This window comes from Caulobacter sp. NIBR1757, assembly GCF_027912495.1.
Lineage (GTDB): Bacteria > Pseudomonadota > Alphaproteobacteria > Caulobacterales > Caulobacteraceae > Caulobacter.
On record NZ_CP115463.1, the window covers coordinates 777,925 to 804,419 of the forward strand.

General features: G+C 68.4%; 24 protein-coding genes and 1 riboswitch. Of the genes, 18 read left to right on the plus strand and 6 right to left on the minus strand.

Going from position 1 to position 26,495, the window contains the following annotated elements:
* Window positions 1-223: 223 nt before the first annotated feature.
* Window positions 224-2,299: a M13-type metalloendopeptidase gene (locus tag O5I81_RS03630; RefSeq protein ID WP_271067583.1), complete on the minus strand. Its 2,076-nt coding sequence runs from the start codon at window positions 2,297-2,299 to the stop codon at window positions 224-226.
* A 179-nt stretch (window positions 2,300-2,478) separates the two neighbouring features.
* On the opposite strand from O5I81_RS03630, the gene O5I81_RS03635 reads away from it, so the two are divergent.
* Window positions 2,479-2,841, plus strand: coding sequence for a hypothetical protein (locus O5I81_RS03635; protein WP_271067584.1), 363 nt, complete (start codon window positions 2,479-2,481; stop codon window positions 2,839-2,841).
* Between the two features lie 80 nt (window positions 2,842-2,921).
* Window positions 2,922-4,295: an NAD(P)-binding domain-containing protein gene (locus tag O5I81_RS03640; RefSeq protein WP_271067585.1), complete on the plus strand. Its 1,374-nt coding sequence runs from the start codon at window positions 2,922-2,924 to the stop codon at window positions 4,293-4,295.
* 171 nt (window positions 4,296-4,466) lie between these two features.
* Here the strand turns inward: O5I81_RS03640 and O5I81_RS03645 are convergent, their stop codons facing one another.
* Window positions 4,467-5,126 (minus strand): TetR/AcrR family transcriptional regulator, encoded by a 660-nt coding sequence (locus O5I81_RS03645; RefSeq protein ID WP_271067586.1) that lies wholly within the window; start codon window positions 5,124-5,126, stop codon window positions 4,467-4,469.
* Window positions 5,127-5,261: 135 nt separating this feature from the next.
* Between O5I81_RS03645 and O5I81_RS03650 the strand changes: the two genes are divergently transcribed.
* The 8 genes from O5I81_RS03650 to yihA all read left to right on the plus strand — a co-directional run bounded on the left by O5I81_RS03650 (window position 5,262) and on the right by yihA (window position 12,694).
* Window positions 5,262-5,888, plus strand: coding sequence for a TetR/AcrR family transcriptional regulator (locus O5I81_RS03650; protein ID WP_271067587.1), 627 nt, complete (start codon window positions 5,262-5,264; stop codon window positions 5,886-5,888).
* A 10-nt stretch (window positions 5,889-5,898) separates the two neighbouring features.
* Window positions 5,899-6,945 carry an alpha/beta hydrolase gene (locus O5I81_RS03655; RefSeq protein WP_271067588.1) on the plus strand — a complete coding sequence of 349 codons (1,047 nt, stop codon included), beginning with the start codon at window positions 5,899-5,901 and terminating at the stop codon, window positions 6,943-6,945.
* 134 nt (window positions 6,946-7,079) lie between these two features.
* Window positions 7,080-8,348, plus strand: coding sequence for a hypothetical protein (locus tag O5I81_RS03660; RefSeq protein ID WP_271067589.1), 1,269 nt, complete (start codon window positions 7,080-7,082; stop codon window positions 8,346-8,348).
* 63 nt (window positions 8,349-8,411) lie between these two features.
* Window positions 8,412-9,392: an NADPH:quinone oxidoreductase family protein gene (locus O5I81_RS03665; protein WP_271069097.1), complete on the plus strand. Its 981-nt coding sequence runs from the start codon at window positions 8,412-8,414 to the stop codon at window positions 9,390-9,392.
* Window positions 9,393-9,619: 227 nt separating this feature from the next.
* Window positions 9,620-9,754, plus strand: coding sequence for a 50S ribosomal protein L34 (gene rpmH, locus O5I81_RS03670; protein WP_271067590.1), 135 nt, complete (start codon window positions 9,620-9,622; stop codon window positions 9,752-9,754).
* A gap of 61 nt (window positions 9,755-9,815) precedes the next feature.
* Window positions 9,816-10,199, plus strand: a complete 384-nt coding sequence (rnpA, locus tag O5I81_RS03675; protein WP_348637279.1) for a ribonuclease P protein component — start codon at window positions 9,816-9,818, stop codon at window positions 10,197-10,199.
* Window positions 10,200-10,208: 9 nt separating this feature from the next.
* Window positions 10,209-12,050 carry a membrane protein insertase YidC gene (gene yidC / locus O5I81_RS03680; protein WP_271067591.1) on the plus strand — a complete coding sequence of 614 codons (1,842 nt, stop codon included), beginning with the start codon at window positions 10,209-10,211 and terminating at the stop codon, window positions 12,048-12,050.
* Entirely contained in the window at window positions 12,050-12,694 is a 645-nt protein-coding gene (gene yihA, locus O5I81_RS03685) for a ribosome biogenesis GTP-binding protein YihA/YsxC (protein WP_271067592.1), read from the plus strand. Before yidC ends, yihA begins: the two co-directional genes overlap by 1 nt.
* Here yihA and O5I81_RS03690 read toward each other — a convergent pair.
* Window positions 12,691-13,962, minus strand: coding sequence for an amidohydrolase family protein (locus O5I81_RS03690; protein ID WP_271067593.1), 1,272 nt, complete (start codon window positions 13,960-13,962; stop codon window positions 12,691-12,693). The genes yihA and O5I81_RS03690 overlap by 4 nt on opposite strands.
* Before the next feature lie 130 nt (window positions 13,963-14,092).
* Between O5I81_RS03690 and O5I81_RS03695 the strand changes: the two genes are divergently transcribed.
* Window positions 14,093-14,836, plus strand: coding sequence for an alpha/beta fold hydrolase (locus tag O5I81_RS03695; RefSeq protein WP_271067594.1), 744 nt, complete (start codon window positions 14,093-14,095; stop codon window positions 14,834-14,836).
* A gap of 197 nt (window positions 14,837-15,033) precedes the next feature.
* Here O5I81_RS03695 and O5I81_RS03700 read toward each other — a convergent pair whose 3' ends face one another.
* Entirely contained in the window at window positions 15,034-16,479 is a 1,446-nt protein-coding gene (locus O5I81_RS03700) for an AMP nucleosidase (protein WP_271067595.1), read from the minus strand.
* Window positions 16,480-16,572: 93 nt separating this feature from the next.
* Here O5I81_RS03700 and htpX point away from each other — a divergent pair, with 93 nt between their 5' ends.
* Window positions 16,573-17,514, plus strand: a complete 942-nt coding sequence (gene htpX, locus O5I81_RS03705; protein ID WP_271067596.1) for a zinc metalloprotease HtpX — start codon at window positions 16,573-16,575, stop codon at window positions 17,512-17,514.
* 25 nt (window positions 17,515-17,539) lie between these two features.
* Window positions 17,540-17,723, plus strand: a riboswitch (yybP-ykoY riboswitch).
* Between the two features lie 8 nt (window positions 17,724-17,731).
* The gene (locus O5I81_RS03710) at window positions 17,732-18,295 is read left to right on the plus strand and encodes a TMEM165/GDT1 family protein (RefSeq protein WP_271067597.1); all 564 of its coding nucleotides are present in this window, start codon (window positions 17,732-17,734) and stop codon (window positions 18,293-18,295) included.
* Between the two features lie 114 nt (window positions 18,296-18,409).
* Here the strand turns inward: O5I81_RS03710 and O5I81_RS03715 are convergent, their stop codons facing one another.
* The gene (locus O5I81_RS03715) at window positions 18,410-19,465 is read right to left on the minus strand and encodes an OmpA family protein (protein ID WP_271067598.1); all 1,056 of its coding nucleotides are present in this window, start codon (window positions 19,463-19,465) and stop codon (window positions 18,410-18,412) included.
* Window positions 19,466-19,629: 164 nt separating this feature from the next.
* Window positions 19,630-21,414: a cation:proton antiporter gene (locus tag O5I81_RS03720; RefSeq protein WP_271067599.1), complete on the minus strand. Its 1,785-nt coding sequence runs from the start codon at window positions 21,412-21,414 to the stop codon at window positions 19,630-19,632.
* Window positions 21,415-21,498: 84 nt separating this feature from the next.
* On the opposite strand from O5I81_RS03720, the gene O5I81_RS03725 reads away from it, so the two are divergent.
* From O5I81_RS03725 to O5I81_RS03745, 5 genes are all read left to right on the plus strand, one after another.
* Window positions 21,499-21,888, plus strand: coding sequence for a DUF2946 family protein (locus tag O5I81_RS03725; protein ID WP_271067600.1), 390 nt, complete (start codon window positions 21,499-21,501; stop codon window positions 21,886-21,888).
* 61 nt (window positions 21,889-21,949) lie between these two features.
* On the plus strand, window positions 21,950-24,016 hold the full coding sequence (locus O5I81_RS03730) for a TonB-dependent receptor (protein ID WP_271067601.1): 2,067 nt from the start codon (window positions 21,950-21,952) through the stop codon (window positions 24,014-24,016).
* 48 nt (window positions 24,017-24,064) lie between these two features.
* Window positions 24,065-25,441, plus strand: a complete 1,377-nt coding sequence (locus tag O5I81_RS03735; RefSeq protein WP_271067602.1) for a PepSY domain-containing protein — start codon at window positions 24,065-24,067, stop codon at window positions 25,439-25,441.
* Window positions 25,438-25,896, plus strand: a complete 459-nt coding sequence (locus O5I81_RS03740) for a copper chaperone PCu(A)C (protein WP_271067603.1) — start codon at window positions 25,438-25,440, stop codon at window positions 25,894-25,896. The genes O5I81_RS03735 and O5I81_RS03740 overlap by 4 nt, the downstream gene beginning before the upstream one ends.
* Window positions 25,896-26,480 carry an SCO family protein gene (locus tag O5I81_RS03745; RefSeq protein WP_271067604.1) on the plus strand — a complete coding sequence of 195 codons (585 nt, stop codon included), beginning with the start codon at window positions 25,896-25,898 and terminating at the stop codon, window positions 26,478-26,480. The genes O5I81_RS03740 and O5I81_RS03745 overlap by 1 nt, the downstream gene beginning before the upstream one ends.
* Window positions 26,481-26,495: the final 15 nt, after the last annotated feature.

Consider the following 26,495-nt stretch of genomic DNA (forward strand, 5'->3'; position numbering starts at 1 on the left):
GGTGGAATTGCGGCGGACAATGCACCCGTTGACGTCCGGGGAAACCTTAAAGTTTGTTCATGCCGCAAGCGTGTAGGTGACTGTCCTCCGGCGCAGCCGGATGACTGTCACCGTTCAGCGCCGGACGGTGACAGTCACGCTGCGCGAGACAGTCACCGGGGCCAAAAAGAAAACGGCCGGGCCCCGAAGGACCCGGCCGCTCGATCGTTGAAGATCGAATCGCCTACCAGATGCGGACGCGCTTCTCGGGCGCGACGTACATCTTGTCGCCGGGCTGGACGTTGAAGGCGGCGTACCAGGCGTCGACGTTGCGCAGGGTGCCGATGACGCGGAAGTAGGCCGGGCTGTGCGGGTCCGAGGCGATCTGCTGGCGCAGGGCGTCGTCGCGGACCTTGGAGCGCCAGGCCTGGCCATAGGCCAGGAAGAAGCGCTGGTCGCCGGTCAGGCCATCGATCACTGGCGGTTCCTTGCCGCCGAGGCTGGCGTGGTAGGCGTCATAGGCGATCAGCACGCCGCCGAGGTCGCCGATGTTCTCGCCCATGGTCAGGTCGCCGTTGACGCGTGCGCCGGGCAGGGGCTCGAAGCTGGAGTAGAGGGCGCCGAGGGCCGCCGTCTGGGCGACGAACTTCTCGCGGTCGACCGGCTGCCACCAGTTGGACAGCGACCCGTCGGCGGCGAACTGGCTGCCCTGGTCGTCGAAGCCGTGGCTGATCTCGTGACCGATGACGGCGCCGATGGCCCCGTAGTTGACGGCCGGATCGGCTTCCGGATCGAAGAAGGGCGGCTGCAGGATGGCGGCCGGGAAGACGATCTCGTTGAGCTGCGGGTTGTAGTAGGCGTTCACGGTCTGGGGCGTCATGCCCCATTCCTTGCGGTCGACCGGCTTGTGCAGGCGGCCGACCTGGTAGGCCCATTCGAAGGCGCCGGCCCGCTCGATGTTGCCGTAGAGGTCGTCGGGCTTGATCGTCAGCTTGCTGTAATCGCGCCATTCGTCGGGGTAGCCGACCTTGACGGTGAAGCTGTTGGCCTTCGCGAGCGCCTTGGCCTTGGTCTCCGGGCTCATCCAGGTGAGGTTGTTGATCCGGGCCTTCATGGCGACCAGCAGGTTGCCGACCAGCTCTTCCATCTGGGCCTTGGAGTCGGCCGGGAAGTAGGCCTCGACGTAGAGCTTGCCGACCGCTTCACCGAGCGTATTGCCGGTCAGGCCGACGCCGCGTTTCCAGCGGGCACGCTGCTCGGGCTGGCCCGACAGGGTCTTGGCGCGGAACTCGAAGTTGGCGTCGGCGAAGGCCTTGCTGAGGTAGGGGCTGGCCTGGTCGGCGATGTGGAAGGCTTCCCACGCCTGCAGGGTCTCGATCGGGGTGGCCTTGTAGATGGCCGAGATCTTCGGGAAGGCGCTCTTTTCGCCGACGATGACGTTCTGTTCGCCGCCGAGGCCGGCCGCCGTGAAATAGCCCCTCCAGTTGAATTCGGGGGCCAGCTTGCTGAGCTCGGCGACGGTCATCGGATTGACCGAGGCGACCGGGTCGCGCTGCTGAACCTTGGACCAGCTGGCTTCGGCGATCTTCGTTTCGAAGGCGACGATGGCGTCGGCGTTGGCCTGCGGGTTGGCCCAGCCGGCCAGGGTCAGGGTTTTGGCGACATAATCGCGGTAGGCGGTCTTCTTGGCCGCGAACTGCTCGGTCAGATAGTAGTCGCGGTCGGGCAGGCCCAGGCCCGCCTGGCCGACGTAGACGGCGTATTTGGTCGGGTCGGCGGCTTCGGGGCCGATGCCGACGCCGAAGATGGTGTTGCCGAACTTGCCGTTGCCGCCGCCCATCAGCACCGCCAGGGCGTCGTGGGTCTTTGCGGCCTTCACGGCGGCGAAGTCGGCGGCCAGCGGTTTGGCGCCGAGGGCCTCGAGGCGGGCCTCGTCCATGAAGCTGTTGTAGAGGCCGCCGATCTGCTGGGCCTCGCCCTTGGCGTTCGCGGTCTTGGCGGCGGTCTCGATGATGGCGCGGCTGCGGGCGTCGGAAAGTTCACGCAGCTTGCCGGACGCGCCCCAGGAGGAGCGGTCGGCCGGGATGACCATCTGGTCGAAGTAGGTCCCGTTGGCGTAGCGGAAGAAGTCGTCGCCCGGCTTGACCGACTTGTCCTGGCCGGCGAGGTCGAAGCCCCAGGTCCCCATGCGCGGGGCCTTGGCGAGATCGGCGGCGGAGGCGGAGGCGGGGGCCGAGGCGTCGGCGGCGATGACGGCCGTGCTGACACCGGCGATCGAGAGGGTCGCAACAGCGGCGGCCGCGAGCAGAAGACGTTTCATGGGACGAGGAGGATCCTGTCTGTTTTGAAGGTGGCGGACCATGCTCCCGCAGCGGCAGGCGTGTCCCTTAAACTTTCGTCATGAAAGGGGAGGGCGGCCCCTTGCCCCCGCCGGGCTTCGCCCGCCAGGGGAGGATTGTGGTTAATCGCGTCTTAACGCCACGGGGCCAGCATGGGCTCATGCGCCGCCTCGCCGCCCTTGCCCTGGTTCTCCTGCTCGCCACGCCCGCCGGGGCGCAGGGCGGCAAGCTGCGCCAGGTGACGGCGGCCGAGGCCGGGCTCAAGGGCGCCGAGCCGAAGGTGGAGGAGCCGGCGCCGGAAGCGCCGCTGCTCGACTTCTCGGCCCAGGGCCGCTCGACCAGCCTGCCGGCGGGCCTGGCCTTCACCCGGCCGCTGGCCAGCACCTCGGCGGGGTCGGCGGGGTCGAACTCCGCCAGCCAGTGCCGCACCCGCTGCGCCCAGAGCCGCTACTTCTGTCTGGCGGAAGCGGAAGAAGAGACCTGCAGCCCGCTGTGGGCGCGCTGTGTCGCGGGCTGCAGCTAGGCGACTGCCGCCACGTCATAGTTGACCCGCGCGTCAGCCCCGATAGCTTCGTGAACAACGATAAGTCAGGGAGTACGGGCATGACCGGCAAGGCGCTACCGAAGGCCTGCATCATCGGCGCGGGCTGCTCGGGGTTCACCACGGCCAAGCGGCTGAAGGACGCTGGCGTCCCCTATGATTGCTTCGAGATCTCCGACGAGGTCGGCGGCAACTGGTACTACAAGAACCCCAACGGCATGTCGGCCTGCTACGAGAGCCTGCATATCGACACCTCCAAGTGGCGGCTGGCGTTCGAGGATTATCCGGTGCCCGCCGACTGGCCCGACTTCCCGCACCACGCCCAGCTGTTCCAGTACTTCAAGGACTATGTCGATCACTTCGGCCTGCGCGAGACCATCACCTTCAACACCGGGGTGACCAACGCGCGCCGGCGCGAGGACGGCCTCTGGGAGGTCAGCCTGACGACGGGCGAGACGCGGCTCTATGACGTACTGTTCGTCTGCAACGGCCACCACTGGAGCCCGCGCATCCCCGACTATCCGGGCGAGTTCGAGGGCGCGGCCTTTCACAGCCATGCCTACTGCGACCCCTTCGATCCGGTCGACATGCGCGGCAAGAACGTCGTGGTCGTCGGCATGGGCAATTCGGCGATGGATATCGCTTCGGAGCTGGCGCAGCGGCCGATTGCGAAGAACCTGTGGGTCTCGGCCAGGCGCGGGGTCTGGGTGCTGCCCAAGTACATGAACGGCAAGCCGGCCGACAAAAGCGCCATGCCGGCCTGGATGCCGCGCAAGCTCGGCCAGGCCATGGCCCGCAGCGTCATCAAGAAGACGCTGGGCAATATGGAAGACTACGGCCTGCCCAAGCCCGACCATGAGCCGCTCGAGGCCCACCCGTCGGTCAGCGGCGAGTTCCTGACCCGGGCCGGCTGCGGCGATGTGAAGTTCAAGCCGGCGATCAAGGCCCTCGAAGGAAAGAATGTCCGCTTCGCTGACGACAGCGTCGAGCAGGTGGACGCCATCGTCTTCGCCACCGGCTATGACATGAAGTTCCCCTTCTTCGACGATCCGGACCTGCTGCCCGACGCCGAGCACCGCTTCCCGCTGTACAAGCGGATGATGAAGCCGGGGATCGACAACCTGTTCTTCATGGGCCTGGCCCAGCCGCTGCCGACCCTGGTCAACTTCGCCGAACAGCAGAGCAAGCTGGCGGCCGCCTATCTGACCGGGCGCTACCGGCCGCCGGCCAAGGCGGAGATGGAGAGCGTGACGGCGAAGGACGAGGAATTCTACCTCGGCGGCTACTACAAGGCCGCGCGGCACACCATCCAGGTCGACTTCAACCACTACATCGTCGACCTGAAGAAGGAGGTCGCGAAGGGCGAGGCGCGGGCGCGCGGTGCGGGCTATGCGCTGCCGGTGGCGGCGAGGGCGAAATCCTCCCTCGACGCGTAGCGGCGGGGGAGGGGGACCGCCGCCGAAGGCGGTGGTGGAGGAGGCAGCGCCGGCGGAGGCGGGTTGCCCCGAACGCGGTTGTTGCGGCCGCGCCAGAACGCTCTCTCTTCCGAAGGGCCGGCTCCGCCCCCTCCACCACCGCCTTCGGCGGCGGTCCCCCTCCCCCGTGGGCTACGCCCCCGAGGGAGGAACAGGTCCGAACGCTCTCAGGAACGCGTCGATGTGGAACTTCACATAGTCGCGGTAGGCGGCCGGGCCGTCCATCGGCACGCCGAAGCCGCCGCGGACCAGGGCGATCTGCATGAAGGGGGCGAAGAACAATCGCACCAGCAGGGTGGGGTCCTCGACCTTGCGCAGCTCGCCGGTGGCCATCGACCGCTGGAAGGCCTGGGCCACCCGCATGACGCTGACGCCCAGCACGTTCTCGCGGATCAGGCCGGCGACGTCGGGGCGGCTCTGGGCCTCGTCCATGGCCAGCGCCATGTAGCCGCGCGACAGGCCGTTCTCCTGGATGGACAGGGTGCCCTCGGCGAAGATTTCCAGCAGGCCGCGGATTGGGCCCTCATAGGCGTCGATGCGGGCGACCAGGGCCTTGGTCGGAACGACCAGGTCCTCCTCCAGCATGGCGCGGATCAGGGTGTCCTTGCCCGGGAAGTAGCGATAGACGGCGGGTTTGGTGACTCCGATGGCGGCGGCCACCTCGTCCATGCGGCAGCCGAAGCCCTTTTCGGACACCAGTCTGCGCGCGGCGTCGAGAATCTGCCGGCGGCGCAGGTCGGCGCGCGCGCTGCGGAATTCCGGGACCTCGCTGCCTTGGGCGGCGGTCGTCATGGTTCACAACCCCTGGCTGGCGTTACGCGCCGGTACTCTTGTCAGACTAGCCTTGCTTGGCGGTTAGCGGGAGTCGTGAATCCGGCATTGAAATCCTTTTCTCGAAAGGACCAAGGCCTGCTAGCCTTGGCTTCAATGAGTCAGATCACTGTCCTTTCCACCGGCAAGCGCGAACAGACCAAACAGGCCAACCGCCAGGCCATCCTCGATGCGGCCCGCGAGGTGTTTGCCGAGATGGGCTACGAGACGGCGACGGTGCGCGACATCATCCGCCGCACGGAGCTGTCGGTGGGGGCCTTCTACAACTACTTCCGGTCGCGGGAAGAGGTGTTCGAGGCCCTGGCCGACGACGGCGCCCGGCGCTTCCGGCCGATCCTGCGGGCCTGCTGGGAAGAGGCGCGGGACTTCGAGGGTTATCTGCGCGCCGCCATCCAGGCCTACTACGACTTCGTGGTCGACGAGCATGAGAACTGGGAGGCGCGCCGGCCGGCCGGCGAGCGCCACCCCCACATCACCAACCAGACGCCAGAGATGGAGCGGGTGTTCGAGGAGGTGCGCGACACCTTCGCCGCCGCCATCGAGCGGGGCGGGGCGCCCAGGGTCGACGCCGACTACCTGGCCGCCGCCTGCATCGCCATCGCCCGCGAGGTCGGCGACCGGATGATGGCCCGCCGGCCGATCGACACCCACGCCGCCTGCGACTTCGCGGTCAAGCTGATCCTGGGCGGCATTCCGTCCCTGCCGCGTCTGAATCCGTCCTAGAGGAAGCGAGATGGCCGATCCCGGCGTCCAGAAAGTCATCCTCAAGGCGCTTCTGTCGCTGCCGCCGCCGATCCTGCGCCTGCTGTCTGGCGGCTCGGCCGTCTACCAGGGCGGCCGCACGCTGGATCCCCGCTTCCAGTTCCTCGCCGCCGGCGCGCGCAGCATGCCGGCCATGTCGTCGCTGAGCGCCGTCGAGGCGCGGGCCGCCAGCGCCCAGGGCCTGTCGATGATGGCCGGCAAGCTGGAGGCCGGCGTCAGCGTCGAAAGCCTGACCGTGCCGGGGGCCGAGGGCGACATCCCGGCCCGCGCCTATCGTCCGTCCGATCAGGACGCGGAGGCGCCGCTGCTGGTCTTCGCCCACTTCGGCGGCGGGGTGATCGGCGATCTCGACACCTGCCACGCCTTCTGCGGCATCCTCGCCAAATCCGCCCGCTGCGCCGTGCTGTCGGTCGACTACCGCCTGGCGCCCGAGCACCGGTTCCCGGCCGGCCTCGACGACATGCTGGCCGCCTGGCGCTGGGCGCGGGACAACACCGCCCGGTTCGGGGCGCCCGAGGGCCGGCTGGCCATCGGCGGCGATTCCATGGGCGGCAACTTCGCCGCCATCCTGGCCCAGGAAATGAAGAAGAGCGGCGAGCCGCAGCCGGTGCTGCAGCTGCTGATCTATCCGGCCGTCGACGTGGCGTCCGAGACCCAGTCGATGACCACCTATGCCGACGCCTATCCGCTGTCGCGCGACATCATGACCTGGTTCATGGGCCACTACATGGGCCCCGACGACGACCCGGCCGACCCGCGGCTGTCGCCGATCCGGTCCGGAGATCTGAGCGGCCTGGCCCCGGCCATCGTCATCACCGCCGGCTTCGATCCGCTGGTCGACCAGGGCGAGGCCTATGCCCGTCTCCTGAAAGGCGCGGGCGTGCCGGTGGTCTACCGCTGCTACGACGCCCTGGCCCACGGCTTCACCGCCTTCACCGGCGCCATCCCCGCCGCCGACATCGCCTGCCGGGAGATCGCCGGGCTGGTGCGTCAGGGGCTTGAGGGGCGGATTGCCTGACAAAGCTGTAACATGCTGAATCAAAAGTAATTTTCTGACGAAGGTTTAATCGCTCACGATCGTTTTCATGGTTGAGCGACCGAAGGTATGCGACTAACTCCCGCCGCTCGAAAAACGAAGCGAAGGGGCTACCCATGTTCACCCAGACGTTGCGCGCCGCCCTGATGGGCTCGGCCGTCCTTCTCGTCGCCGCCGGTCCGGCGCCGGCGCCCAGGCAGACCGTGACCGGTCCGACCGCCGTCTACTGGCTGAGCGCCTCGACGGCGACGGGGCCGATGGCCGGCATGAGCATGGGCGGGCCCGGTGGGGCGCCGGCCCGGCCGAGCTTTGGCCAGATGATGCGAGGCGGCTTCGGCGGCGGCGGGCCGGTGAAGACCTTGAAGCTGCAACTGGGCTCCAGCCGCAAGGCGCCCGCGCCGGCCGCCGACCACTTCTGGAGCCCGGCGATGGACATGGGGACCTCGGTCCCGCTGCTGTCGCCGCAGCCGTCTGACCCGACCCCGCGGGGCTACACGGGCCGCACCGACGGGCAGTACGAACAGCCGAAGGGCAAGCTGCTGATCTACTGGGGCTGCGGCGCCCATGCCGCGCCGGGCCAGCCGGTGGTCATCGACTTCGCCAAGGTCGCCCAGAACCCGCAGGCCCTGGCCGGGATGATGACCGGGCTGGACATCACCCCGATGAAGGAGCCGTCGGCCGACCGTTTCGCCACCTATGGCGAATGGCCCAACAGCCGCAACAATGAGCCCGTGCCGGGCGGCGCCTCGCTGGTTGGCGAACACTGGGTAAAGGGAAACTACAGCCCCGATATCAAGCTGACCCTGACCTCCGGGCAGGATTTCCTTGAGCCCATCCGTCTGCGCCAGACGCCCGACGCCGGCGGCGGCGTGGCGCTGACCTGGCAGGCCATCGCCCGCTCGCGCGGCTTCCACGCCACCGTCATCGGGGCGCAGGAGACCCGGCGCGGGGCGGACCCGGTGATGGTCATGTGGACCTCCAGCGCCGCCCAGGTCGGGGCCTTCGCCACGCCCGACTACATCAGCGACGAGGACCTCGCCCGGCTGGTGGCGAAGAAGGCGCTGCTGCCGGGATCGGCCACCGCCTGCACGGTGCCGGCCGAGGTGATCAAGGCGGCGCCGAGCGGCATGCTCAACCTGACCGCCTGGGGCGGCGAGGCCGACTTCGCCTATCCCGCGCGCCCGGCCGACCCGAAGGTGGCCTGGAACATCCAGTGGACGGCCAAGGTGCGCTACCGCTCGACGGTGGGCACGATCCTGGGGATGGACGATGCCGATTTCGGCGGTCAGTCGGCCGAAGACGGGCCGCGTGAGAAGCCCAAGGAAGAAAAGGGCGGCAAGGCGCGGAAGATCCTGCGGGGTCTGGGTATCCCCGGGACCAGATAGTTCCGGGCGCCCAGAGGCGAACTCACTGGACTTCCGTTGGGTCGCCATCCGATCCTCACCGCCATGCGCGCCCTGATCGTTGACCGCCTCGCCCCCGACTACGCCGGTGTCTCCCTGCAGGACGTTCCGGTCCCGACGCCCGGCCCCGGCGAGGTCCTCGTCAAGGTCCGCGCCGCCGGGGTGAACTTTCCCGACCTGTTGATGACGCGCGGCGACTACCAGATGAAGCCGCCGCTACCGTTCGGCCTCGGCATGGAGCTGAGTGGCGAGGTCGAGGCGCTCGGGCCCGGGGTCGAAGGCCTGACCCTCGGCGAGGCCGTGGTCGGTGGGGCCAAGCTGGGCGGGTTCGCGGAATACGCCCTGCTGCCGGCGGCGGCCGTGCGGGCCAAGCCGGCGGCGCTCAGCTTTGCCCAGGCAGCCGGCTATGGCGCGGCCTACCTGACCGCCTATGTCGCCTTCGTGCGGCGGGCCAACCTGCAACCCGGCGAGTGGGTGCTGATCCATGGCGCCGCCGGCGGCGTCGGGCTGGCGGCGATGGACCTGGCCAAGAGCATGGGGGCCAGGGTGATCGCCACCTCGGCATCGGACGAGAAGCTTGCCGTGCTGGAGCGGGAGTACGCTCCGGACGCGGTGCTCAACGTCACGCGCGGCTTCCGGGAGAAGGTGAAAGAGATCACCGGCGGCGGAGCGGACGTCATCTACGATCCCGTCGGCGGCGATGTGTTCGACGAGAGCGTGCGCTGCATCGGCTTCGACGGCCGGCTGCTGGTCATCGGCTTCACCTCCGGGCGAATCCCGGAGATCTCGGTGAACATGCCGCTGATCAAGGGCTTTTCGGTGGTCGGGGTGCGAGCCGGCGAATACGGCCGTCAGTTCCCCGAGCGCGGCCGGGAGAATCAGGCGGCGATCTGGAAGATGGCCGAGGAGGGCAGGGTGAAGCCCCGCGTCCACGCCGAGGTCCCGCTGGCCGACTGGCGCGAGGCGTTCGAACTCCTGGCCGGGCGCAAGGTGATCGGCAAGGCGGTGATCAGGCCGGACCTGTAGGCGCGAGTTACGGGGACACTATACCTATCTCGCCACCAGCGGCTCGGCTGCCCGGGCGGCGCCATGAGACAGGTATAGTGTCCCCGTAACTCTCCACCGGCGCGGGGCAAAGGCCCTGAGAGCATTGTGGCGGTTGACTCCCGGGACCTCATCCCGTATCCACCCCGGCTCAATCGCGACGGGGCCTCCCGTCGCGTTATAGCTTGTTATTTTCTCGGAGCAGACCTGTGAAGCGCACCTTTCAGCCTTCGCGTCTTGTGCGCGCTCGCCGTCACGGCTACCGCGCCCGCATGGCCACCAAAAACGGTCAGAAGATCGTTGCGCGTCGCCGCGCCAAGGGCCGCAAGAAGCTGACGGCCTAAGCCCGTCACCTTCTCTGCATCGGGGGGACTGTCCCTGCCCGAGCTTTTGAACATCGAGCGCATGACCAGGCGGCCCCAGTTTCTGGCGGCCGCCAAAGGCGCTTATCGCGCCCATGGCGCGGTGGTGGTGCAGGTCCGCAACCGCCAGGACGGCGATCAGACCGTCCACATCGGCTTTACCGCAACCAGGAAGATCGGCGGCGCCGTGGTGCGCAATCGCGCCAAGCGACGGCTGCGCGAAGCGGCGCGCGCGCTGCTGCCCTCTTTCGGACGGCCCGGATGTGACTATGTCTTTGTGGCCCGCGACGGAACCCCCGGGCGCGATTGGGGGCGTTTGCTTGACGATGTGAAAAGCGCGCTGATAAGGCTCGCCGCCGACTTACCCGCCGCGTCCCCCGCCGTGTCCACGGATGACGCGCCCCCTTCTCCTTCAGCGTTGGTCTGAGCCCGCTCCATGCAAAACGAAAACCGCAACACGATCGCCTTCTTCGTCATCGCGATCCTCATGCTGGTCGGTTACCAGATGTTCGTGCTGGGACCGCAGACCAAGGCCAAGCAGGCGGAAGCCAAGGCCAAGGCCGCGGCCGAAAAGAAGGTCGCCGCGCCGGGCAAGCCGGTGATTCCGACCGTGGCGCCAGGCAACCTGACGCGGGTTCAGGCCATCGCCGCCTCGACCCGGGTGCCGATCGCGACCCGCGGCCATGACGGCAAGCCGGTGCTGACCGGCTCGGTCAACCTGACCGGCGGCCAGGTCGACGACCTGTTCCTGCAGCAGTACGGCACGAGCGTCGACAAGACCTCGCCGCGCGTCGATCTCCTGCGCCCCGAAGCCACCTCCAACGCCTTCTACGCCCTGTTCAGCTGGGAGGCGTCCAACGTCGCCGGCCTGCCGGGCCGCAACACCGTCTGGAGCCTCAAGAGCGGCCAGGTCCTGACCGAGAAGACCCCGATCGTCCTGACCTACACCTCGCCGGCCGGCCTGGTGTTCGACCGCACGATCGCTGTCGATGACCGCTATCTGTTCACCGTCACCGACACGGTGACCAACACCGGAACCGGTCCCGTCACCATCCGTCCGCTGACCGAGGTGCGCCGCGCCGGCCTGCCGCCCGAGGCGGGCAAGGGCCAGAACGTGCACGAGGGCGCGGTCGGCTGGCTGGACAAGGAACTGCGGCTCAAGAAGTACCAACCGTGGAAGAAGGACGCCGCTAAGGGCAAGGGCGAGCAGACCTGGAACACCACCGGCGGCTGGCTGGGCATCACCGACAAATACTGGCTGACGGCCATCATCCCCGATCAGAGCGAGGCGATCACCGCCCGCTACCGCCAGTTCACCCTCGAGGGCCGCGACTACTACATCACCGACGCCGCCGGTCGCGACCGCACCCTCGCCCCCGGCGCCAGCGCCACCGAAACCACCCGCCTGTTCGCCGGCGCCAAGCGCGCCGAGGTGCTCAAGAGCTACCAGAAGGCGCTGGGCGTGCCGGAGCTGGACCGCGCCATCGACTGGGGCATGCTGTTCTTCCTGACCCGGCCCTTCTTCATGGCCCTGGAGTTCTTCTACGGCTTCGTCGGCAACTTCGGCGTCGCCATCCTGATGGTCACCCTGTGCGTGCGGATCATCCTCTTCCCGCTGGCCAACAAGTCCTACGAGTCGATGAGCCGGATGAAGAAGCTCACCGAGCCGATGAACGCCATCAAGGAAAAGTACAAGGACGACCCGGCCAAGCTGCAGGCCGAGACGATGGAGCTGTACCGTCGCGAGAAGGTCAATCCGGTCGCCGGCTGCCTGCCGTTGTTCCTGCAGATCCCGGTCTTCCTGGCCTTCTACAAGGTGCTGTCGGTGACCATCGAGATGCGCCACGCGCCGTTCGTCGGCTTCGTGAAGGATCTGTCGGCGCGTGACCCGACCAACATCTGGAACCTGTTCGGCCTGATCCCCTATGATCCGGGCGCCCTGCCGCTGGTCGGCGGCCTGCTGACGACCCACCCGACGGCGCTGGGCTTCGGGGCCGGGGCGCTGGGCCTGGGCATCTGTGTGTTGTTCTACGGCTTCACCATGTGGTTGACCACGGCGATGAACCCGCCCGCGCCGGACCCGATGCAGCAGCGCATCTTCCAGCTGATGCCGATCCTGTTCACCTTCATCATGGCCCCTTTCGCGGTCGGCCTGATCATCTACTGGACCTTCTCCAACTGCCTTTCGATCCTGCAGCAGTACATCATCATGCACCGGCTGAAGGTCGATAACCCGATCGACCAGTTCTTCGGGCGGTTCTCGGCCAAGGCCGCCTGATGACCGACACCCCCCAATTCTCGGACGAGGAACTGGAGGCGGCGCGCGTGCTGTTCGCCGGCCAGGCCACGTTCATGATGGGGGCGGTGAAGATGGACGGCCTGCCGGACCCGGACCTGCCGGAGGTCTGTTTCGCCGGCCGCTCCAACGTCGGCAAGTCCAGCCTGATCAACGGTCTGGTCGGCCACAAGAAGCTGGCCCGGGCCTCGAACGAGCCGGGCCGGACGCGGGAGATCAACTTCTTCGTCCTGGCCGACAAGATTCGCCTGGTCGACCTGCCGGGCTATGGATTCGCCCGGGTGTCGCGCTCGACCGCCAACAAGTTCCAGGACCTGGGGCGCCAGTACCTGCGCGGCCGGCCGAACCTCAAGCGGGTCTATCTGCTGATCGACGCCCGTCACGGGCTGAAGGAGGTCGACAAAGAGGCGCTCGATGCGCTGGACCTGTCGGCGGTCAGCTACCAGATCGTCCTGACCAAGGCCGACAAGATCAAGCCGCATGAGGCGGCGGCCCTGGTCGTCAAGACGCAGGGCCAGATCGCCAAGCGTCCGGCCGCCTTCCCGCAGGTGATCGCCACCTCGTCCGAAAAGGGCGACGGGCTTCCGGAATTGCGGGCCGAGATCAAGGCTGTCTGCGAGGCCTAAGGCCCCTTCACCACCTCGCCGCCCTTCATCACGAAGGTCACGGTCTCCAGCACCCGCACATTGGCCAGCGGATCGCCGCTGACGCCGATCAAATCGCCCCAGGCGCCGGGCTTGATCTCGCCGACCTCGCCGCTCTGACCAAGCGCCTCGGCGGCGGTGACGGTGGCGCTCTGGATGGCCAGAAGGGGCGTGGCGCAGTAGCGGACCATGACGGCGAACTGTTTGGCGTTGTCGCCGTGCGGGAAGATGCCGGCGTCGGTGGAATAGACCTGCTTCACTCCGGCCTTCACCGCCTTGCAGAAGTTCTGCCGCTGGGCCTCGGCGATGTCGCGGTCCTTCTTCAGCTCGCTCTCTCGCACCCCGTTCTTCGGCCCTTCAGCCTGGGTGTATTCGGTGTTGTAGATATCCATGCCGAAGTAGGCGCCGTGCTTGAGGGCGGCCTTGATGCCGGCGTCGTCGACCAGACTGGCGTGTTCGATGGTGTCGACGTCGCCCTCGATGGCGGCGAGGATGCCTTCGGGGCCATGGGCGTGGGCGGCGACCTTCATCTCGGCCATGTGGGCTTCGCTGGTGACCGCCTTGATCTCTTCCAAGGTCATCTGCTGGACGCCGACCGCGTCGTTGGAGAAGACGCCGCCGGTGGCGCAGATCTTGATCGCCTTGGCGCCGTACTTCTTCAGCCAGCGGACCTTCTTTCGGGCCTCGTCGGGACCGTCGGCGACGCCGAGGGCGGTCTGGTTGGCGGATGGCGGGAAGTAGGTCGAATCGCAATGGCCGCCGGTGGCGCTCATGGCGTAGGCGGCCGGGACGATGCGCGGGCCGATGACGATGCCCTCTTCGATGGCCTCCTTGACGCCGACGTCGCTGAATCCGTCCGAGCCGACGTTGCGCACGGTGGTGAAGCCGGCCAGCAGGGTCTTCTCGGCGTTGGCGGCGGCGACCACGGTCCAGAAGCTGTCGGTGTAGGCGAGATCGTTGTAGCCGCTGTACTGCGGCGAGCTGTCCAGGTGGACATGCATGTCGATCAGGCCGGGCAGCAGGGTCAGGCCGGGGAGATCGACCTTCCGCGCGTCGGCCGGCACGGTCATGCTGGCCTGGCTGCCGACGGCGGTGATCTTGCCGTCGGTGATCAGCACCAGGGGCTTTTCGATATATTTGCCGGTGCGCACGTCGAGCAGGCGTTCGGCGGTGACCGCGACGGTGGCGGCGCCGGCCGCGCCGGCGAACAGGCTGGCGGCGACGCCAGCGATGAGGGCCAGTTTGCGCATTATGTGAAGCTCCCCTTGGATGGGCCGACGCTAAGAGGATTTGGCCAGGAAGCAAACGCTTCCCGCCCCTTCTCCCGACAAGCGGGAGAGGGGATTGCGCGAGCAACGTCTCTTGCGCCAACCTGCAGTCATGACTGAGTATTTCAACAGCTTCGACGGCCAGAGAATCGCATTTCAGCGGTTGGGGGCCGGGCGGCCGGTGCTGTTGCTGCACGGCTTCATCGCCACCGCCCGACTCAACTGGTTCGAGCCCGGGATCGCCGGGGCCCTGACGCAAGCCGGCTTCGAGGTCATTGCGCCGGACCTGCGCGGCCACGGCGAATCGGCGGCGCCCCACGACGCCGCCTTCTGGCCGGGCGACGTGTTGGCCAGGGATCAGGCGGCGCTGGTCGCCCACCTGGGCCTGACCGACTACGACCTTGTCGGCTACAGCCTGGGCGCCCGCACGGCGGTGCGCTTCATGGTCGGCGGCGCGCGGCCGCGCCGCTGCGCGCTGGGCGGCATGGGCGACAGCGGCATCATGGAGGCCGGCGCCCGGGCGGCGATGTTCGAGGACAGCATCCGCAACGGCGAGAACGCCCGCGACCCTCGCGCCGGCAAATACATCCAGGCCCGCGTCAAGGCCGGCGGCTTCGATCCGCAGGCCCTGCTGGGGGTGCTGTCCAGCTTCGTGCCGACCACGGCCGAGGACCTGGCGCGCCTCGATGTGCCGACCCTGATCGTCTGCGGCGAGAATGACGCCGACAATGGCTCACCTGAGAAGCTGGCCATGGCCATGCCCAACGCCAAGGCCGTCCGCGTCCCCGGCGACCACCTGACGGCGGTGGCCGAGCCGGCGCTGTGCAAGGCGATCGTGGAGTTCCTGTCGGCTTGAGCGCTCATCCTCCCCCGTAGCGCGGAGCGCGTACGGGGGAGGGGGACCGCCCGCGAAGCGGGTGGTGGAGGGGGCGAGTGACGGAGAACGATTTCCGAAGGAGCCGCACGGTGAAGTACGGTGAGGCCTGCGCACGGCCCTCGCCCCCTCCACCGCTTCGCGGTCCCCCTCCCCCGTAAACGGGGGAGGATGTGGCATCACCGGAACGGCGGCTCGTCGAAGGCGCGAAGCTTGCGGCTGTGCAGGCGTGGCCCTTCGGCGCGCAGCAGGTCGACGGTGGCGATGCCGATCTGCAGGTGCTGGCCGATGGCGCGTTCGTAGAAGGCGTTGGCCTGGCCCGGCAGCTTGATCTCGCCGTGCAGCGGCTTGTCCGACACGCAGAGCAGCGTCCCGTACGGCACCCGGAAGCGGAAGCCCTGGGCGGCGATGGTGGCGCTCTCCATGTCGATGCCGACGGCCCGGCTCTGGTTGAAGCGCAGGGCGCTGGAGGTGTAGCGCAGCTCCCAGTTCCGGTCGTCGGTGGTGACCACGGTGCCGGTGCGCAGGCGGCGCTTGAGCGCCTCGCCGCTGTCGCCGCTGATCAGCTTGGCGGCGTCGTAGAGGGCGCGCTGCACCTCGGCGATCGATGGGATCGGGATGTCGGGCGACAGAACCGCGTCCAGCACATGGTCCTCGCGCAGGTAGGCGTGGGCCAGCACGTAATCGCCGATCCGCTGGGAGCCGCGTAAGCCCCCGCAGTGGCCGATCATCAGCCAGGCCTGCGGGCGCAGGACGGCCAGGTGGTCGGTGATGGTCTTGGCGTTGGACGGGCCGACGCCGATGTTGACCAGGGTGATGCCCTGACCATTCGGCGCGATCAGGTGATAGGCCGGCATCTGGTGGCGGCGCCAGGCGCCATTGGCCACGGCCAGCTCGGGGTCGGGGGTGTCCTTGGTGACATAGACGCCGCCCGAACAGCTGAGCGCCTCGTAGTGGCCCTCCTTCAGCTGCTCGCAGCCCCAGCGCACGAACTCGTCGACGTAGCGATGGTAGTTGGTGAACAGGATGTACTGCTGCACATGCTCGGCCGGAGCGCCGGTGTAGTGCTTGAGGCGGGCCAGCGAGAAGTCGGTGCGCAGGCCATCGAACAGGGCCAGCGGACGGTCCTCGGCCATCAAGGGATCCCACAGACCGTCGGCCACCTCGTCGCCGATGTAGGCCAGCTCCGTGGCCGGGAAGAAGCGGGCGATCTCGCTGGCCTGGGCGTCGGCGAGCGAAAGGTCGCCGCCGTCCAGCACGTAGGGGAAGGGAATCTCCTGGGTCGAGCGGCCGACATCGACCTCGACGTCGAAATCCTCCATCAGGTGGCTCAGCTGTTCGACCAGATAGTCATGGAACATGGCCGGCCGGGTGACGGTGGTGGCGTAGTGACCGGGATCGGACAGCCGCGCATAGGCGCGGGTGATCACCGGATAGCCGCTTTCGCCCGACCAGCTGAGCCGCAGCTCGGGATAGGCGTAGGCGCCGTTCTCGCGGAGGGACGGGTCCGGCCGCTTGCCCTCTTCGAGGAAGGCCTTGAGGTTTTCACGCAGGCAGGAGACGGATCGGTCGTATTCCTGTTCAAGTCGCTCGACGATGGCGACCGCTTCTTTTTGCTTTTTCATGGCGCCTTATAGCGGCGACTTGTGAAAAAGGGGAGACGCTGTTCGGCCACAGGTCGCCTTGAACAACATCATGCCCCGAACCACATCAGGGCCATGAACAACTCTCTGCGCACCTTCATGCTGCTGGCGGCCCTGACCGCCGTGTTCCTGATTGCCGGCTATGTCATCGGCGGAGCGACCGGGATGCTGATCGCCCTGGTCCTGGCCGGCGGCATGAACCTGTTCAGCTACTGGAACGCCGACAAGATCGTCCTGCGCCTGTACGGTGCGGTCGAGGTCGACGAGAGCCACCCGGAGCCGCTGATCCGCACCTATGTCGGCGACGTGCTGGAGATGGCGCAGAGCGCCGGTCTGCCGCGCCCCAAAATCTATATCATCGAGGGCGAGCAGCCGAACGCCTTCGCCACCGGGCGCAACCCCGAGAATGCCGCCGTGGCCGCCACCGTCGGACTGCTGCGCATGCTCGACCGGCGCGAAATCCGCGGCGTCATGGCCCATGAACTGGCCCATGTGCGCAACCGCGACACCCTGACCATGACCGTCACCGCCACCATCGCCGGGGCGGTGTCGGCCCTGGCCAACATCGGCCTGTTCTTCGGCGGCGACCGGGACCGGCCGGCGGGCCTGATCGGGACCATCGCCCTGGCCATCCTGGCGCCCATCGCCGCGGCCCTGGTGCAGATGGCGATATCGAGGGGCCGCGAGTACGAGGCCGACAAGGGCGGGGCCGAGATCAGCGGCGATCCGGATGCGCTGGCCAGCGCCCTGGCCAAGATCGACGGCTGGGCCCATCGCGAGCCCAATGTCACCGCCGAGCGCAATCCGGCCACGGCCCAGATGTTCATCATCAATCCCTTGTCGGGCCACGGGGCCGACAACCTGTTCTCGACCCACCCCGACACCCGCAACCGCATCGAGGCGTTGCGCAGGCTGGCCGGGCTGGGCGGCACCGCGCCGGCGCCGCTGGTCGAGGCGCGTCGCGCCACGGCCGTCCCGACCACCCGTGATCGCCGCAAGACCGGACCCTGGGCTTGATCCCGACGAGGCAGGGGTCTATCTGACACCCGTCACTGGGGAGTAGCCGCCCGCATATCCAGCGGGAGCGCCGTCAACAGACTTGGGGTTCGCCCCATGGCGGCGTTAGCCTCGAAGAGGCCTGGCGAGACCTTTGGCTTTCGCGCTGGACCATGCGGGGTCTTCGGCGCGGGAAGCCATTGGTTCGTCTTGTCGGCCCCGCCCGGGATATTCATCGATGGAAGCCTTCTTCGTCTCAACGGGCCTCGTGGCCATCGCCGAGATCGGCGACAAGACCATGCTGCTGGCCATATTGCTGGCGGCGCGATTCCGCCGGCCGGTTCCCATCCTGCTGGGCATCCTGGTCGCGACCTTGGTCAACCACGCCCTGGCCGCCCTGGTTGGCGAGCTGGCGGCCGGACTGCTATCGGGACCCTGGATGAAGTGGGTGCTGGGCCTGGCCTTCCTCGGCTTCGCGGCCTGGGCGCTGATCCCGGACAAGCTGGACGATAGCGAGGCCCCCCCGGCCCTGAAGGCGGGCTCGATCTTCCTGACCACGGCGGTGGCCTTCTTCCTGGTGGAGATGGGCGACAAGACGCAGGTGGCGACGGTGGCGCTGGGCGCCCAGTTCCACAATGTGCCGCTGGTCGCCGCCGGCACCACCCTGGGCATGATGATCGCCAATACGCCGGCGGTGCTGCTGGGCGAGGTGGCGGCCACGAAGATTCCGATGAAGGTGATTCGCTGGGTGGCGGCGGCGGGCTTCGCGGCGGTCGGGGTCTGGGTGCTGGTGGCGGGGTAGGAGCCTCCCTCCCCAATTCGGGGAGGGAGGTCGCGCTCTCCTCACCGCCCATAGCAAAAGGCCCCGGAGTTTCCTCCGGGGCCTTCGCTTAAGCGTTGTCGCTGGAGATCAGGATCAGAAGTTGATCGAGATCGTCGAGCGGCGGTTCAGGGGTTCCTTCACCCCGTCGCCGGTGGCGACGGCGGGCTCGGCTTCACCCTTCCAGTCGACCGACAGCACACCGCTGTTCACACCCAGACCGACGAGGGCGTCAGCGACGGCCTTCGAGCGGCGTTGGGACAGGCCGACGTTGTACTTGGCCGAACCGGAGGTGTCGGCGTGACCGACAACCACGATGCGGGTGGCGTTACCGGCCTGGGCGTACTGGGCCGCTTCCGAAACCACCGTCTGGGCTTCCGGCGTCAGGATCGATTGATCGAACGGGAAGTAGACGATGAACTCGCGCGCTTCGTACTGCGGAGGCGGCGGCGGGGGCGGCGGTTCCGGCGGGGGCGGAGGCGGCGGGGGCGGCGGGGGCTCAACCACCGGCGGCGGCGGGGGCGGCGGCGGGCCAGCGAAGCTGTACCGGATGCCGACCGTCACCGACTGGTCGTTGAACTTGCCCGAGAGCGGACCAGCCGTGCCGGGGTTCTCGAACTCGAAGTCGTCGGTCTGGAAGTAGCGGTAGGTCAGATCGACGTTGATCTGGTCGGTCGCCTTGGCGGTGACGCCGGCGATGGCCTGCCAGGCCCAGACAGCGTCGCTGTCGTCGACGACGAGGAACGGCGGAACGGTCGCGTCGGCTTGCGCCCCGGCGATACCGGCGCCAACGCCGACGAACGGGCTGAGATCGCCATCCGGGATCAGGTCAACGATAACGTTGCCCATCAGCGACCAGACTTCGAAGTCGCCACCGGTGAAGAAGCCGCCAGCCGGGATTTCACCCGGACGATAGGCGCCTTCGAGTTCGACGCGCCAATGCGGCGACAGGCGGTAGCCGAGACGGGCCGCGCCCATCCAGCTGTCGTCCGGATCCACGTTGATCGAACCCAGCGCGGAGTCGTAGTTGGTGTCGTCCGACCAGTGGTAGCCGAGGTCGACAGCGCCGTACCAACCGGAATCCTGCGCCGAGGCGCCGGACGCCACGAGCGTCGCAGCAAGAGCCGCACCCGCCAGAAGCTTGAGTTTCATAGAAAGAGCCCTCTCTTGCCCACGATGCGACACGAGGTCGCTTCATTCCCAGTTATAGCAACGCCTTGCGCCGCGCAAAGTGCCCGCGAAGCCACACAGGCCTTCATTTTTCTGCCACGATCCCCTTTCGGGCGAATTAATCGGGCGGCGGTTGCGGATTTTGCTCAGCGCGCATCCCGCATTCGCCGCCGCCCGCCCAGTGATTCCGGGCGGTTGAGCTCCTTTCGGAACTCGTCCCGGCGTTCGTGGATGGAGGCGATGACCAGGCCCATCGGAATTCCGATATCGACCAAAGCAGCCTCGGAAAGCTGCAAAGAGGCCTCAATCGTCTCCGGAACGGCGTCCGTGGCGCCCAGATCGTAGAGTCGCTTGGCGTGGCGCGCGTCGCGAGCCCGGGCGACGATCGTCAGTTCGGGGCGCAGTTCGCGCGCCGTGGCGACCACGGCTTCGGCGCCTTCGGGGCTGTCCATGGTGATGATCAAGGCGCGGGCGGTATCCAGGCCACAGTGTTTGAGAAACTCAGCGCGGGAGGCGTCGCCGTAGAAAATCCGGGCGCCGGAGCGCCTGCCGCTCTCGACCAGGCGCGGATCCCGGTCGATTCCGACCCAGGGAATGTCGTGGCGGCCGAGCATGTCGCTGACCAGGCGGCCAACCCGGCCGTAACCGATCACCAGCACACCCGAATCGGCCCGCTCGTTGTCGGGTTCGACCGCGACCGATCCGGGGTCGGCCCCGGGGCGGCCGCCCAGCTTGGCGCCGAAGGTCGCCAGGAAGGGGATGCAGATCATCGACAGGGTCGAGGCGACCAGGATGGTCTGGCCAGCGGTCTCGCCGACGACGCCGGCGTTCATGGCGCTGTCGAGGATGACGAAGGCGAACTCGCCCCCGGCCGCCAGCAGCAGCGCCGCCTCCAGCGCCGGCCTGGTCTTCAGGCCGAACAGCCTGGCCAGCCCGAAGACCACAGACCCGGTCAAGGCCATCAGGCCGAACGCCATGCCAAGGATCGGCAGCGGGTCGGCGATCAGCTTGGAGAGGTCGAGGCCGATGCCGATGGAGACGAAGAACAGGCCGAGCAGGAGGCCCTTGAACGGCTCGATCGTCCGCTCGACCTCGTGGCGGTATTCGGTCTCGGCCAGCAACAGGCCGGCGACGAAGGCCCCCAGCGCCATCGACAGGCCGGTCAGGGCGGCCAGCAGGCCGGCCCCGATGACCACCAGAAGGCTGGCGGCCATGAACAGCTCCTCGCTCTTGGCCTTGGCCACCGAGCGCAGCATCGGCCGCAGCAGCACCCGGCCGATGACGAACAGGGCCAGGAGGCCGACAACCGCCGGGGCGAAGGCCAGAAGGTCCTTGAGCACAAAGGCGCTGTCGTCCCCCGAGGCGTTCTGGCGGCCGAGGACGGCGAGGGTGATCAGGATCGGGGCGACCGCGAGGTCCTGGAACAGCAGCACCGCGAAGGTGGCGCGGCCGGCCTGGCTGTGCTGGCGTTTGCGCTCGGCCAGCAGCGGCATGACCACGGCGGTGGAACTGAGCGCCAGGGCGGCGCCGATGGCGGCGGCTGCGATCGGGGGCTGTCCGAACAGCATGGCGGCGCCGGCGATGCCGGCCCCGGACAGGGCCACCTGCAGCCCGCCCATGCCGAAGACGTAGAGGCGCATCAGGCGCAGTCGCTCCCAGGAGAGCTCCAGGCCGATCATGAAGAGGAGGAAAACGACGCCGAACTCGGCGAGCTGGGATATATCCTGCGGGTTCTCCACGGTGACCGCCGACAGCCAGGGAAACTGGTCGCTGAGGGCGCCGAGGCCAAACGGCCCCAGCACGATGCCCGCGCCCAGGAAGCCTAGGATCGGGCTGATGTTCCAGCGTCGGAACAGCGGCACCACGATCCCGGCCGTGGCCAGGAACAACACAACATCCTTGTACTCGCCGGGAGAAACTTCCGCCGCCATCCAACCTCCTTGTTCGTGTGCGCCCAGTATGACCCGCGCGAGGGTTGTTGCGGAACCCCAAGAAGGGGAATAAGGCGCTGCGCCATGTCGTTCCGCCGACAAATTCGCCGACCCATCGGCCTGCTGCCCGCTATCCTGGCGGTGCTGGCCCTGCTGACGCAGGTGCTGATGCCGGCCGTGGTCGCGGCGCAGGAAGCCAGTGGATCGCGAACGGTTGTGCTCTGCACCGTCGAGGGCGAGAAGATCGTCACCCTGCCGAACGACAGCGCCCCCAAGCCCTTCGCGGGGTTCAAGTGCCATGACTGCGTCATCGCCGCGGTCACCGCCGTGGTCCCGCCGTCGGCCGAGGGCCTGCCGGTCCGCTACAGCGCCATCGTCCGCCACGAGCGGGCCCAGGCCTGGCGCGCGCCCGAGCCTGCCCGTCCGCCACCGCGTCCTCCCTCGCAAGGCCCTCCGACCGCTTTCGATCTCTGAAGTCCCCACGCGGGCGCCGCCGCGCGCCCGACCCTTCACATCGAAACTCCAAGGTCGAACAATGTCTTCCCAACTGGCGCCGTCGCGCGCCCTGCTGCTCGCCGGCGCCGCCATGGCCGCCGCCCTGTCCTCCGTCCCCGCCTTCGCCGCCGATGAGCCCGGCACGCTGGTCGACAGCGTCATCGTCACCGCCCGGCCCGATCCGGAAGACCCCAAGGTGGTCGGCGACGCCCGCCAGAAGCTGTCGAAAACCCCCGGCGCGGTGTCGGTCATCTCACAGGAGTCCTTCGCCAGCCGCGAGGCCCTGGCGCTCGACGACATCCTGCGCGACGCGCCCGGCGTCTACGCCCAGAAGAAGTGGGGCGGCGACATCCGCATCTCCATCCGGGGCTCGGGCATCGGCAACGCCAACCACAACCGCGGCCTGCTGATCGCCCAGGACGGGGTGCCGCTGAACGAGGCCGACGGCTATGGCGACAGCCAGATCGCCGATCCTCTGACCACCCGTTATGTCGAGGTCTATCGCGGCGGCAACGCCCTGCGCTTCGGCGGCGCCCTGCTGGGCGGGGCCATCAACATGGTCACCCCGACCGGCAAGGACGCCGGCTTCGAAAACCAGGTCCGCGTCGACGGCGGCAGCTTCGGGCTGCTGCGCGAGAACGTCGCCGTGGCCCGCCAGTTCGGCGACTGGGACGGCTATGCCGCTGTCACCAACCAGACCGGCCAGGGCTGGCGCTCGCAGAGCCAGCAGAACCTTCAGTTCGCTTCGCTCAACGTCGGCCGGAGCTTCGGCGAGGCGCGCGAGGTGCGGCTGATCATCAATGGCTCGAACATCAACCAGGAAATCCCCGGCGCGCTGACCGAGGCGCAGTTCGAGGCCAATCCCCGTCAGATCGCGGCCGGCAACTACAACCTCGACTACCAGCGCAATTCGCGCGGCCTGCGCGGTTCGCTGCGGACGACCTGGCGGCTGGGTGACGGCCTGCTGCTCGAGGGCGCGGTCTATGCGGTGTGGAAGGATCTCGACCACCCGATCTTCCAGGTCATCGACCAGCAGAGCCGCAACTACGGCCTGTTCACCCGCCTGAACTGGGAGGGGCAGATCGGCGGTATGCGGGCCGACGCCTACGCCGGCCTGTGGCTGCGCAAGGGCGACCTGGACTCCAACTTCTATGCGAACCTCGGCACGGCCCGGGGCGCGCCGCGCTCGCGCACCCTGCAGAACGCCGACGCGACGGACGTCTTCGCCGAGGGGCGGCTGTTCGTCACCGACAGCCTGGCCATCATCGCCGGGGCCACCTGGGGAACCGCCGGCCGCGACTACGAGAGCTTCGCGCTGCCGGGCGTCGGCGGGACCTTCAACCTGAAGGCCGGCAAGGACTATGAGTGGTTCGCGCCGCGCTTCGGCCTGCTCTGGGAAAGCGAGGACGGCACGCAGCTGTTCGCCAACATCACCAAGTCGGTCGAGCCGCCGAACTTCGGCTCGATGTCGCCGACCAACACCGGCTTCGCACCCGTCGAGGCGCAGGAAGCCTGGACCGGCGAGGTCGGCGCCCGGGGCCGGGTCGGCGCCTTCACCTGGGACGTCACCGCCTACCGCGCCCAGCTGGACGGCGAGATGCTGCAGTACACGGTCGCGCCGGGCATCCCGGCCTCGACCTTCAACGCCGACAAGACCATCCACCAGGGCGTCGAGGCGGCGGTCGACTGGCGGTTCGCGCCGGGCTGGCGTCTGCGCCAGACCTACACCTGGTCGGACTTCACCTTCGACGGCGACGTGCAGTACGGCGACAACCGCCTGCCCATCGCCCCGCAGCACTTTTACCGGGCCGAGCTGCGCTACGAGAATGCGGCCGGCTGGTTCCTGGCGCCGTCAGTCGAGTGGTCGGCCTCGGATATCTGGCTGGACTACAAGAACACCCGCAAGGCGCCCTCCTACGCCATCCTCAACCTCGGGGCCGGCTGGAAGGTCAATGACCGGCTGTCGCTGTTCGCGGACGCCCGCAACCTGACCGACGAGGCCTACGTCTCCAACGTCCAGGCGGCGACGACCTGGACGGCGGGTTCGGCGCTGCTGTGGCCGGGTGACGGCCGCAGCCTGTTCGTCGGCGTCACCGCCTCGTTCTGATCTCTCGAACCGGGGCGGCGGTTCGCCGTCGCCCCGTGGAGCGACCCCATGACCACCCTCGACACCGACGCCGGCGGACCGCCGCCCGGCCTGATCTACCGGGCCTTCTGGCGCTGGCACTTCTACGCCGGGCTGCTGATCCTGCCGGTGCTGATGCTGATGGCCCTGACCGGCGGCCTCTATCTCTTCCAGCCGGAACTCGACGGCCTCCTCTACCGCAAGCTGCTGACCACGCCGGAGCGGCCGATCGCCACCGCGCCGCAGGCCTGGGCCGACGCCGCCAAGGCAGCCGTTCCCGGCCGGGTGATGCAGCTGACGCCGCCGGCCCGCCCGGGGCTCTCGGCCCGGGTGATCGTCGAGCCGGACCCCGGCGGTGAGCGCCGGGCCGTCTATGTCGATCCGCACGACGCCCGCGTGCTGGGCGACATCGCCGACGGCGGGATCATGCATCTGGTCAAGCGGCTGCACAGCCTTGAGATCGCCGGGCCGGTCGCCAACATCGCCGTCGAGATCGCCGCCGGCTGGGCCATCGTGCTGGCCGCCACGGGCCTGTTCCTCTGGTGGCCGCGCGGCCGCAAGGGCGGGGTGGTCAGCGTGCGCGGCGCCCCGAAACAGCGGGTCTTCTGGCGAGACCTGCACGCCGTCACCGGCGTTTTCGCGGGCCTGGTTATCGTCTTCCTGGCGGTCACCGGCATGCCCTGGTCGGCGATCTGGGGCGATCAGGTCCGCAAGCTGACCAACGAAGCCGGCTGGGGCCGCCCCAAGGCGCCGGCCAGCGCCGCGGCCTGGAGCCATGGCCCGGACCACAAGCCGGCCGAGGGCGTGCCCTGGGCCCTGCAGGAGGGCGACATGCACGCCGGTCACCACGCCCCCCTCCACCTCGCGTCGGCCGGGCTGACGCTGGACGCCGCCGTGGCCAAGGTCGAGGCCAGCGGCCTTGGCCGGCCCTATGTGCTGTCGCCGCCGCGCGAGCCGGGAAAGGCCTGGTCGGCCGCCTACATGCCGGATCGGGTCGAGGCGACCAGAACTCTCTATCTCGACCCCGGCGACGGCAAGGTCCTGGCCGACATCGGCTATGACCGCTTCGGCCCCGCCGCCCAGGCCATCGAATGGGGCATCGCCGTTCACCAGGGCCAGCAGTTCGGCCTGATCAACAAGCTGGTCATGCTGGCCGGCTGCATCGCCATCTGGCTGCTGGCCATCTCGGGTATCGTCATGTGGTGGAAGCGCCGGCCGACCGGTCGCCTGGCGGCCCCGGCCCGCCCGACCGACGCCCGCGTCTACTGGGCCCTAAGCGCCGTCGTCGTTCCCCTGGCCCTCCTCTATCCGCTGGTCGGCGCCTCTCTGCTCGCCGTCCTTGCCCTCGACTTCATCGGCCGCGCCGCCGCCTCGGCGCTTCGCAAACATCGGGAGATTCAAGCATGATCCGTCAGACCCTGCCCCTCATCGCCATCGCCGCCCTGGCCGCCTGTTCAGCCCCGGCCGGCCCCTCGAAGGTCACCGTCGCCGACCTCTGGTGCCGCGCCGCCCCGGTCGGGGCGCCGGCCGGCGGCTGTTACGTCACCCTGACCGCCTCGGCCAACGACCGCCTGGTGGCGGTCGAGACCACCGCCGCCGACCATGGCGAGATCCACACCATGGAGATGGACGGCGGCGTCATGCGCATGCGCCCCCTGAAGGACGGTATCGACCTGCCGGCCGGCGAGGCCGTGGCCCTGAAGCCGGGCGGCATGCACCTGATGATCATCGCCCCCAAGGCCACCCTGGCGGCGGGCGGCAGCGTGCCCCTGACCCTCAGGTTCGCCAAGGCCGAGCCCCTGACCCTGTCGGCGCCGATCCGCCAGGTCGGCGCGGCGATGGGCGGGATGGAGCATCACTGATGCGCCGGCGGATCCTCTGGCTGGCGGTCCTGGTCAGCTGGGTGGCGGTCGGCGGGCTTGCGCTCTACGTCACCAACAGCCCGCCCAAACTGCAGCCGGCCACCCTCGGCGGCCCCTTCGCCCTGACCGACATGACGGGCCGGCCGGTGACCGAGGCCTCGCTGCTCGGAAAGCCGACGGCGATCTTCTTCGGCTTCACCTACTGTCCCGAGGTCTGCCCGACGACACTGACCGAGCTGACGGCGGCGATGAAGGCGCTGGGCAAGGACGCCGACCGGCTCAATGTCGTCTTCGTCTCGGTCGATCCCGAGCGCGACACGCCCGAGCAGATGCGGCTGTACCTGAGCAACTTCGACCGGCGGATCGTGGGCTACACCGGCACGCCCGAAGCGATCGCCAGGGCGGCCAAGGCCTATAGGGTCTACTACAAGAAGATCCCGACCGAGGGCGGCGACTACACGGTCGATCACTCCTCGGCGGTCTACCTGTTCGACCGCAAGGGCCGTTTCGTCGCGCCGATTGGCTATGGCGAACCTCACGCCCGGGTCGTAGAGGCTTTGCGAAATCTCGCCCGGACCGGCTGACGCCGCAGGAGACTC

What these genes read in the sequence shown, in the direction of transcription:
- O5I81_RS03630 (WP_271067583.1), bottom strand. Translation starts at nt 2,299, where the DNA reads ATGAAACGTCTTCTGCTCGCGGCCGCCGCTGTTGCGACCCTCTCGATC.
- O5I81_RS03635 (WP_271067584.1), top strand. Translation starts at nt 2,479, where the DNA reads ATGCGCCGCCTCGCCGCCCTTGCCCTGGTTCTCCTGCTCGCCACGCCC.
- O5I81_RS03640 (WP_271067585.1), top strand. Translation starts at nt 2,922, where the DNA reads ATGACCGGCAAGGCGCTACCGAAGGCCTGCATCATCGGCGCGGGCTGC.
- O5I81_RS03645 (WP_271067586.1), bottom strand. Translation starts at nt 5,126, where the DNA reads ATGACGACCGCCGCCCAAGGCAGCGAGGTCCCGGAATTCCGCAGCGCG.
- O5I81_RS03650 (WP_271067587.1), top strand. Translation starts at nt 5,262, where the DNA reads ATGAGTCAGATCACTGTCCTTTCCACCGGCAAGCGCGAACAGACCAAA.
- O5I81_RS03655 (WP_271067588.1), top strand. Translation starts at nt 5,899, where the DNA reads ATGGCCGATCCCGGCGTCCAGAAAGTCATCCTCAAGGCGCTTCTGTCG.
- O5I81_RS03660 (WP_271067589.1), top strand. Translation starts at nt 7,080, where the DNA reads ATGTTCACCCAGACGTTGCGCGCCGCCCTGATGGGCTCGGCCGTCCTT.
- O5I81_RS03665 (WP_271069097.1), top strand. Translation starts at nt 8,412, where the DNA reads ATGCGCGCCCTGATCGTTGACCGCCTCGCCCCCGACTACGCCGGTGTC.
- rnpA (WP_348637279.1), top strand. Translation starts at nt 9,816, where the DNA reads ATGACCAGGCGGCCCCAGTTTCTGGCGGCCGCCAAAGGCGCTTATCGC.
- yidC (WP_271067591.1), top strand. Translation starts at nt 10,209, where the DNA reads ATGCAAAACGAAAACCGCAACACGATCGCCTTCTTCGTCATCGCGATC.
- yihA (WP_271067592.1), top strand. Translation starts at nt 12,050, where the DNA reads ATGACCGACACCCCCCAATTCTCGGACGAGGAACTGGAGGCGGCGCGC.
- O5I81_RS03690 (WP_271067593.1), bottom strand. Translation starts at nt 13,962, where the DNA reads ATGCGCAAACTGGCCCTCATCGCTGGCGTCGCCGCCAGCCTGTTCGCC.
- O5I81_RS03695 (WP_271067594.1), top strand. Translation starts at nt 14,093, where the DNA reads ATGACTGAGTATTTCAACAGCTTCGACGGCCAGAGAATCGCATTTCAG.
- O5I81_RS03700 (WP_271067595.1), bottom strand. Translation starts at nt 16,479, where the DNA reads ATGAAAAAGCAAAAAGAAGCGGTCGCCATCGTCGAGCGACTTGAACAG.
- htpX (WP_271067596.1), top strand. Translation starts at nt 16,573, where the DNA reads ATGAACAACTCTCTGCGCACCTTCATGCTGCTGGCGGCCCTGACCGCC.
- O5I81_RS03710 (WP_271067597.1), top strand. Translation starts at nt 17,732, where the DNA reads ATGGAAGCCTTCTTCGTCTCAACGGGCCTCGTGGCCATCGCCGAGATC.
- O5I81_RS03715 (WP_271067598.1), bottom strand. Translation starts at nt 19,465, where the DNA reads ATGAAACTCAAGCTTCTGGCGGGTGCGGCTCTTGCTGCGACGCTCGTG.
- O5I81_RS03720 (WP_271067599.1), bottom strand. Translation starts at nt 21,414, where the DNA reads ATGGCGGCGGAAGTTTCTCCCGGCGAGTACAAGGATGTTGTGTTGTTC.
- O5I81_RS03725 (WP_271067600.1), top strand. Translation starts at nt 21,499, where the DNA reads ATGTCGTTCCGCCGACAAATTCGCCGACCCATCGGCCTGCTGCCCGCT.
- O5I81_RS03730 (WP_271067601.1), top strand. Translation starts at nt 21,950, where the DNA reads ATGTCTTCCCAACTGGCGCCGTCGCGCGCCCTGCTGCTCGCCGGCGCC.
- O5I81_RS03735 (WP_271067602.1), top strand. Translation starts at nt 24,065, where the DNA reads ATGACCACCCTCGACACCGACGCCGGCGGACCGCCGCCCGGCCTGATC.
- O5I81_RS03740 (WP_271067603.1), top strand. Translation starts at nt 25,438, where the DNA reads ATGATCCGTCAGACCCTGCCCCTCATCGCCATCGCCGCCCTGGCCGCC.
- O5I81_RS03745 (WP_271067604.1), top strand. Translation starts at nt 25,896, where the DNA reads ATGCGCCGGCGGATCCTCTGGCTGGCGGTCCTGGTCAGCTGGGTGGCG.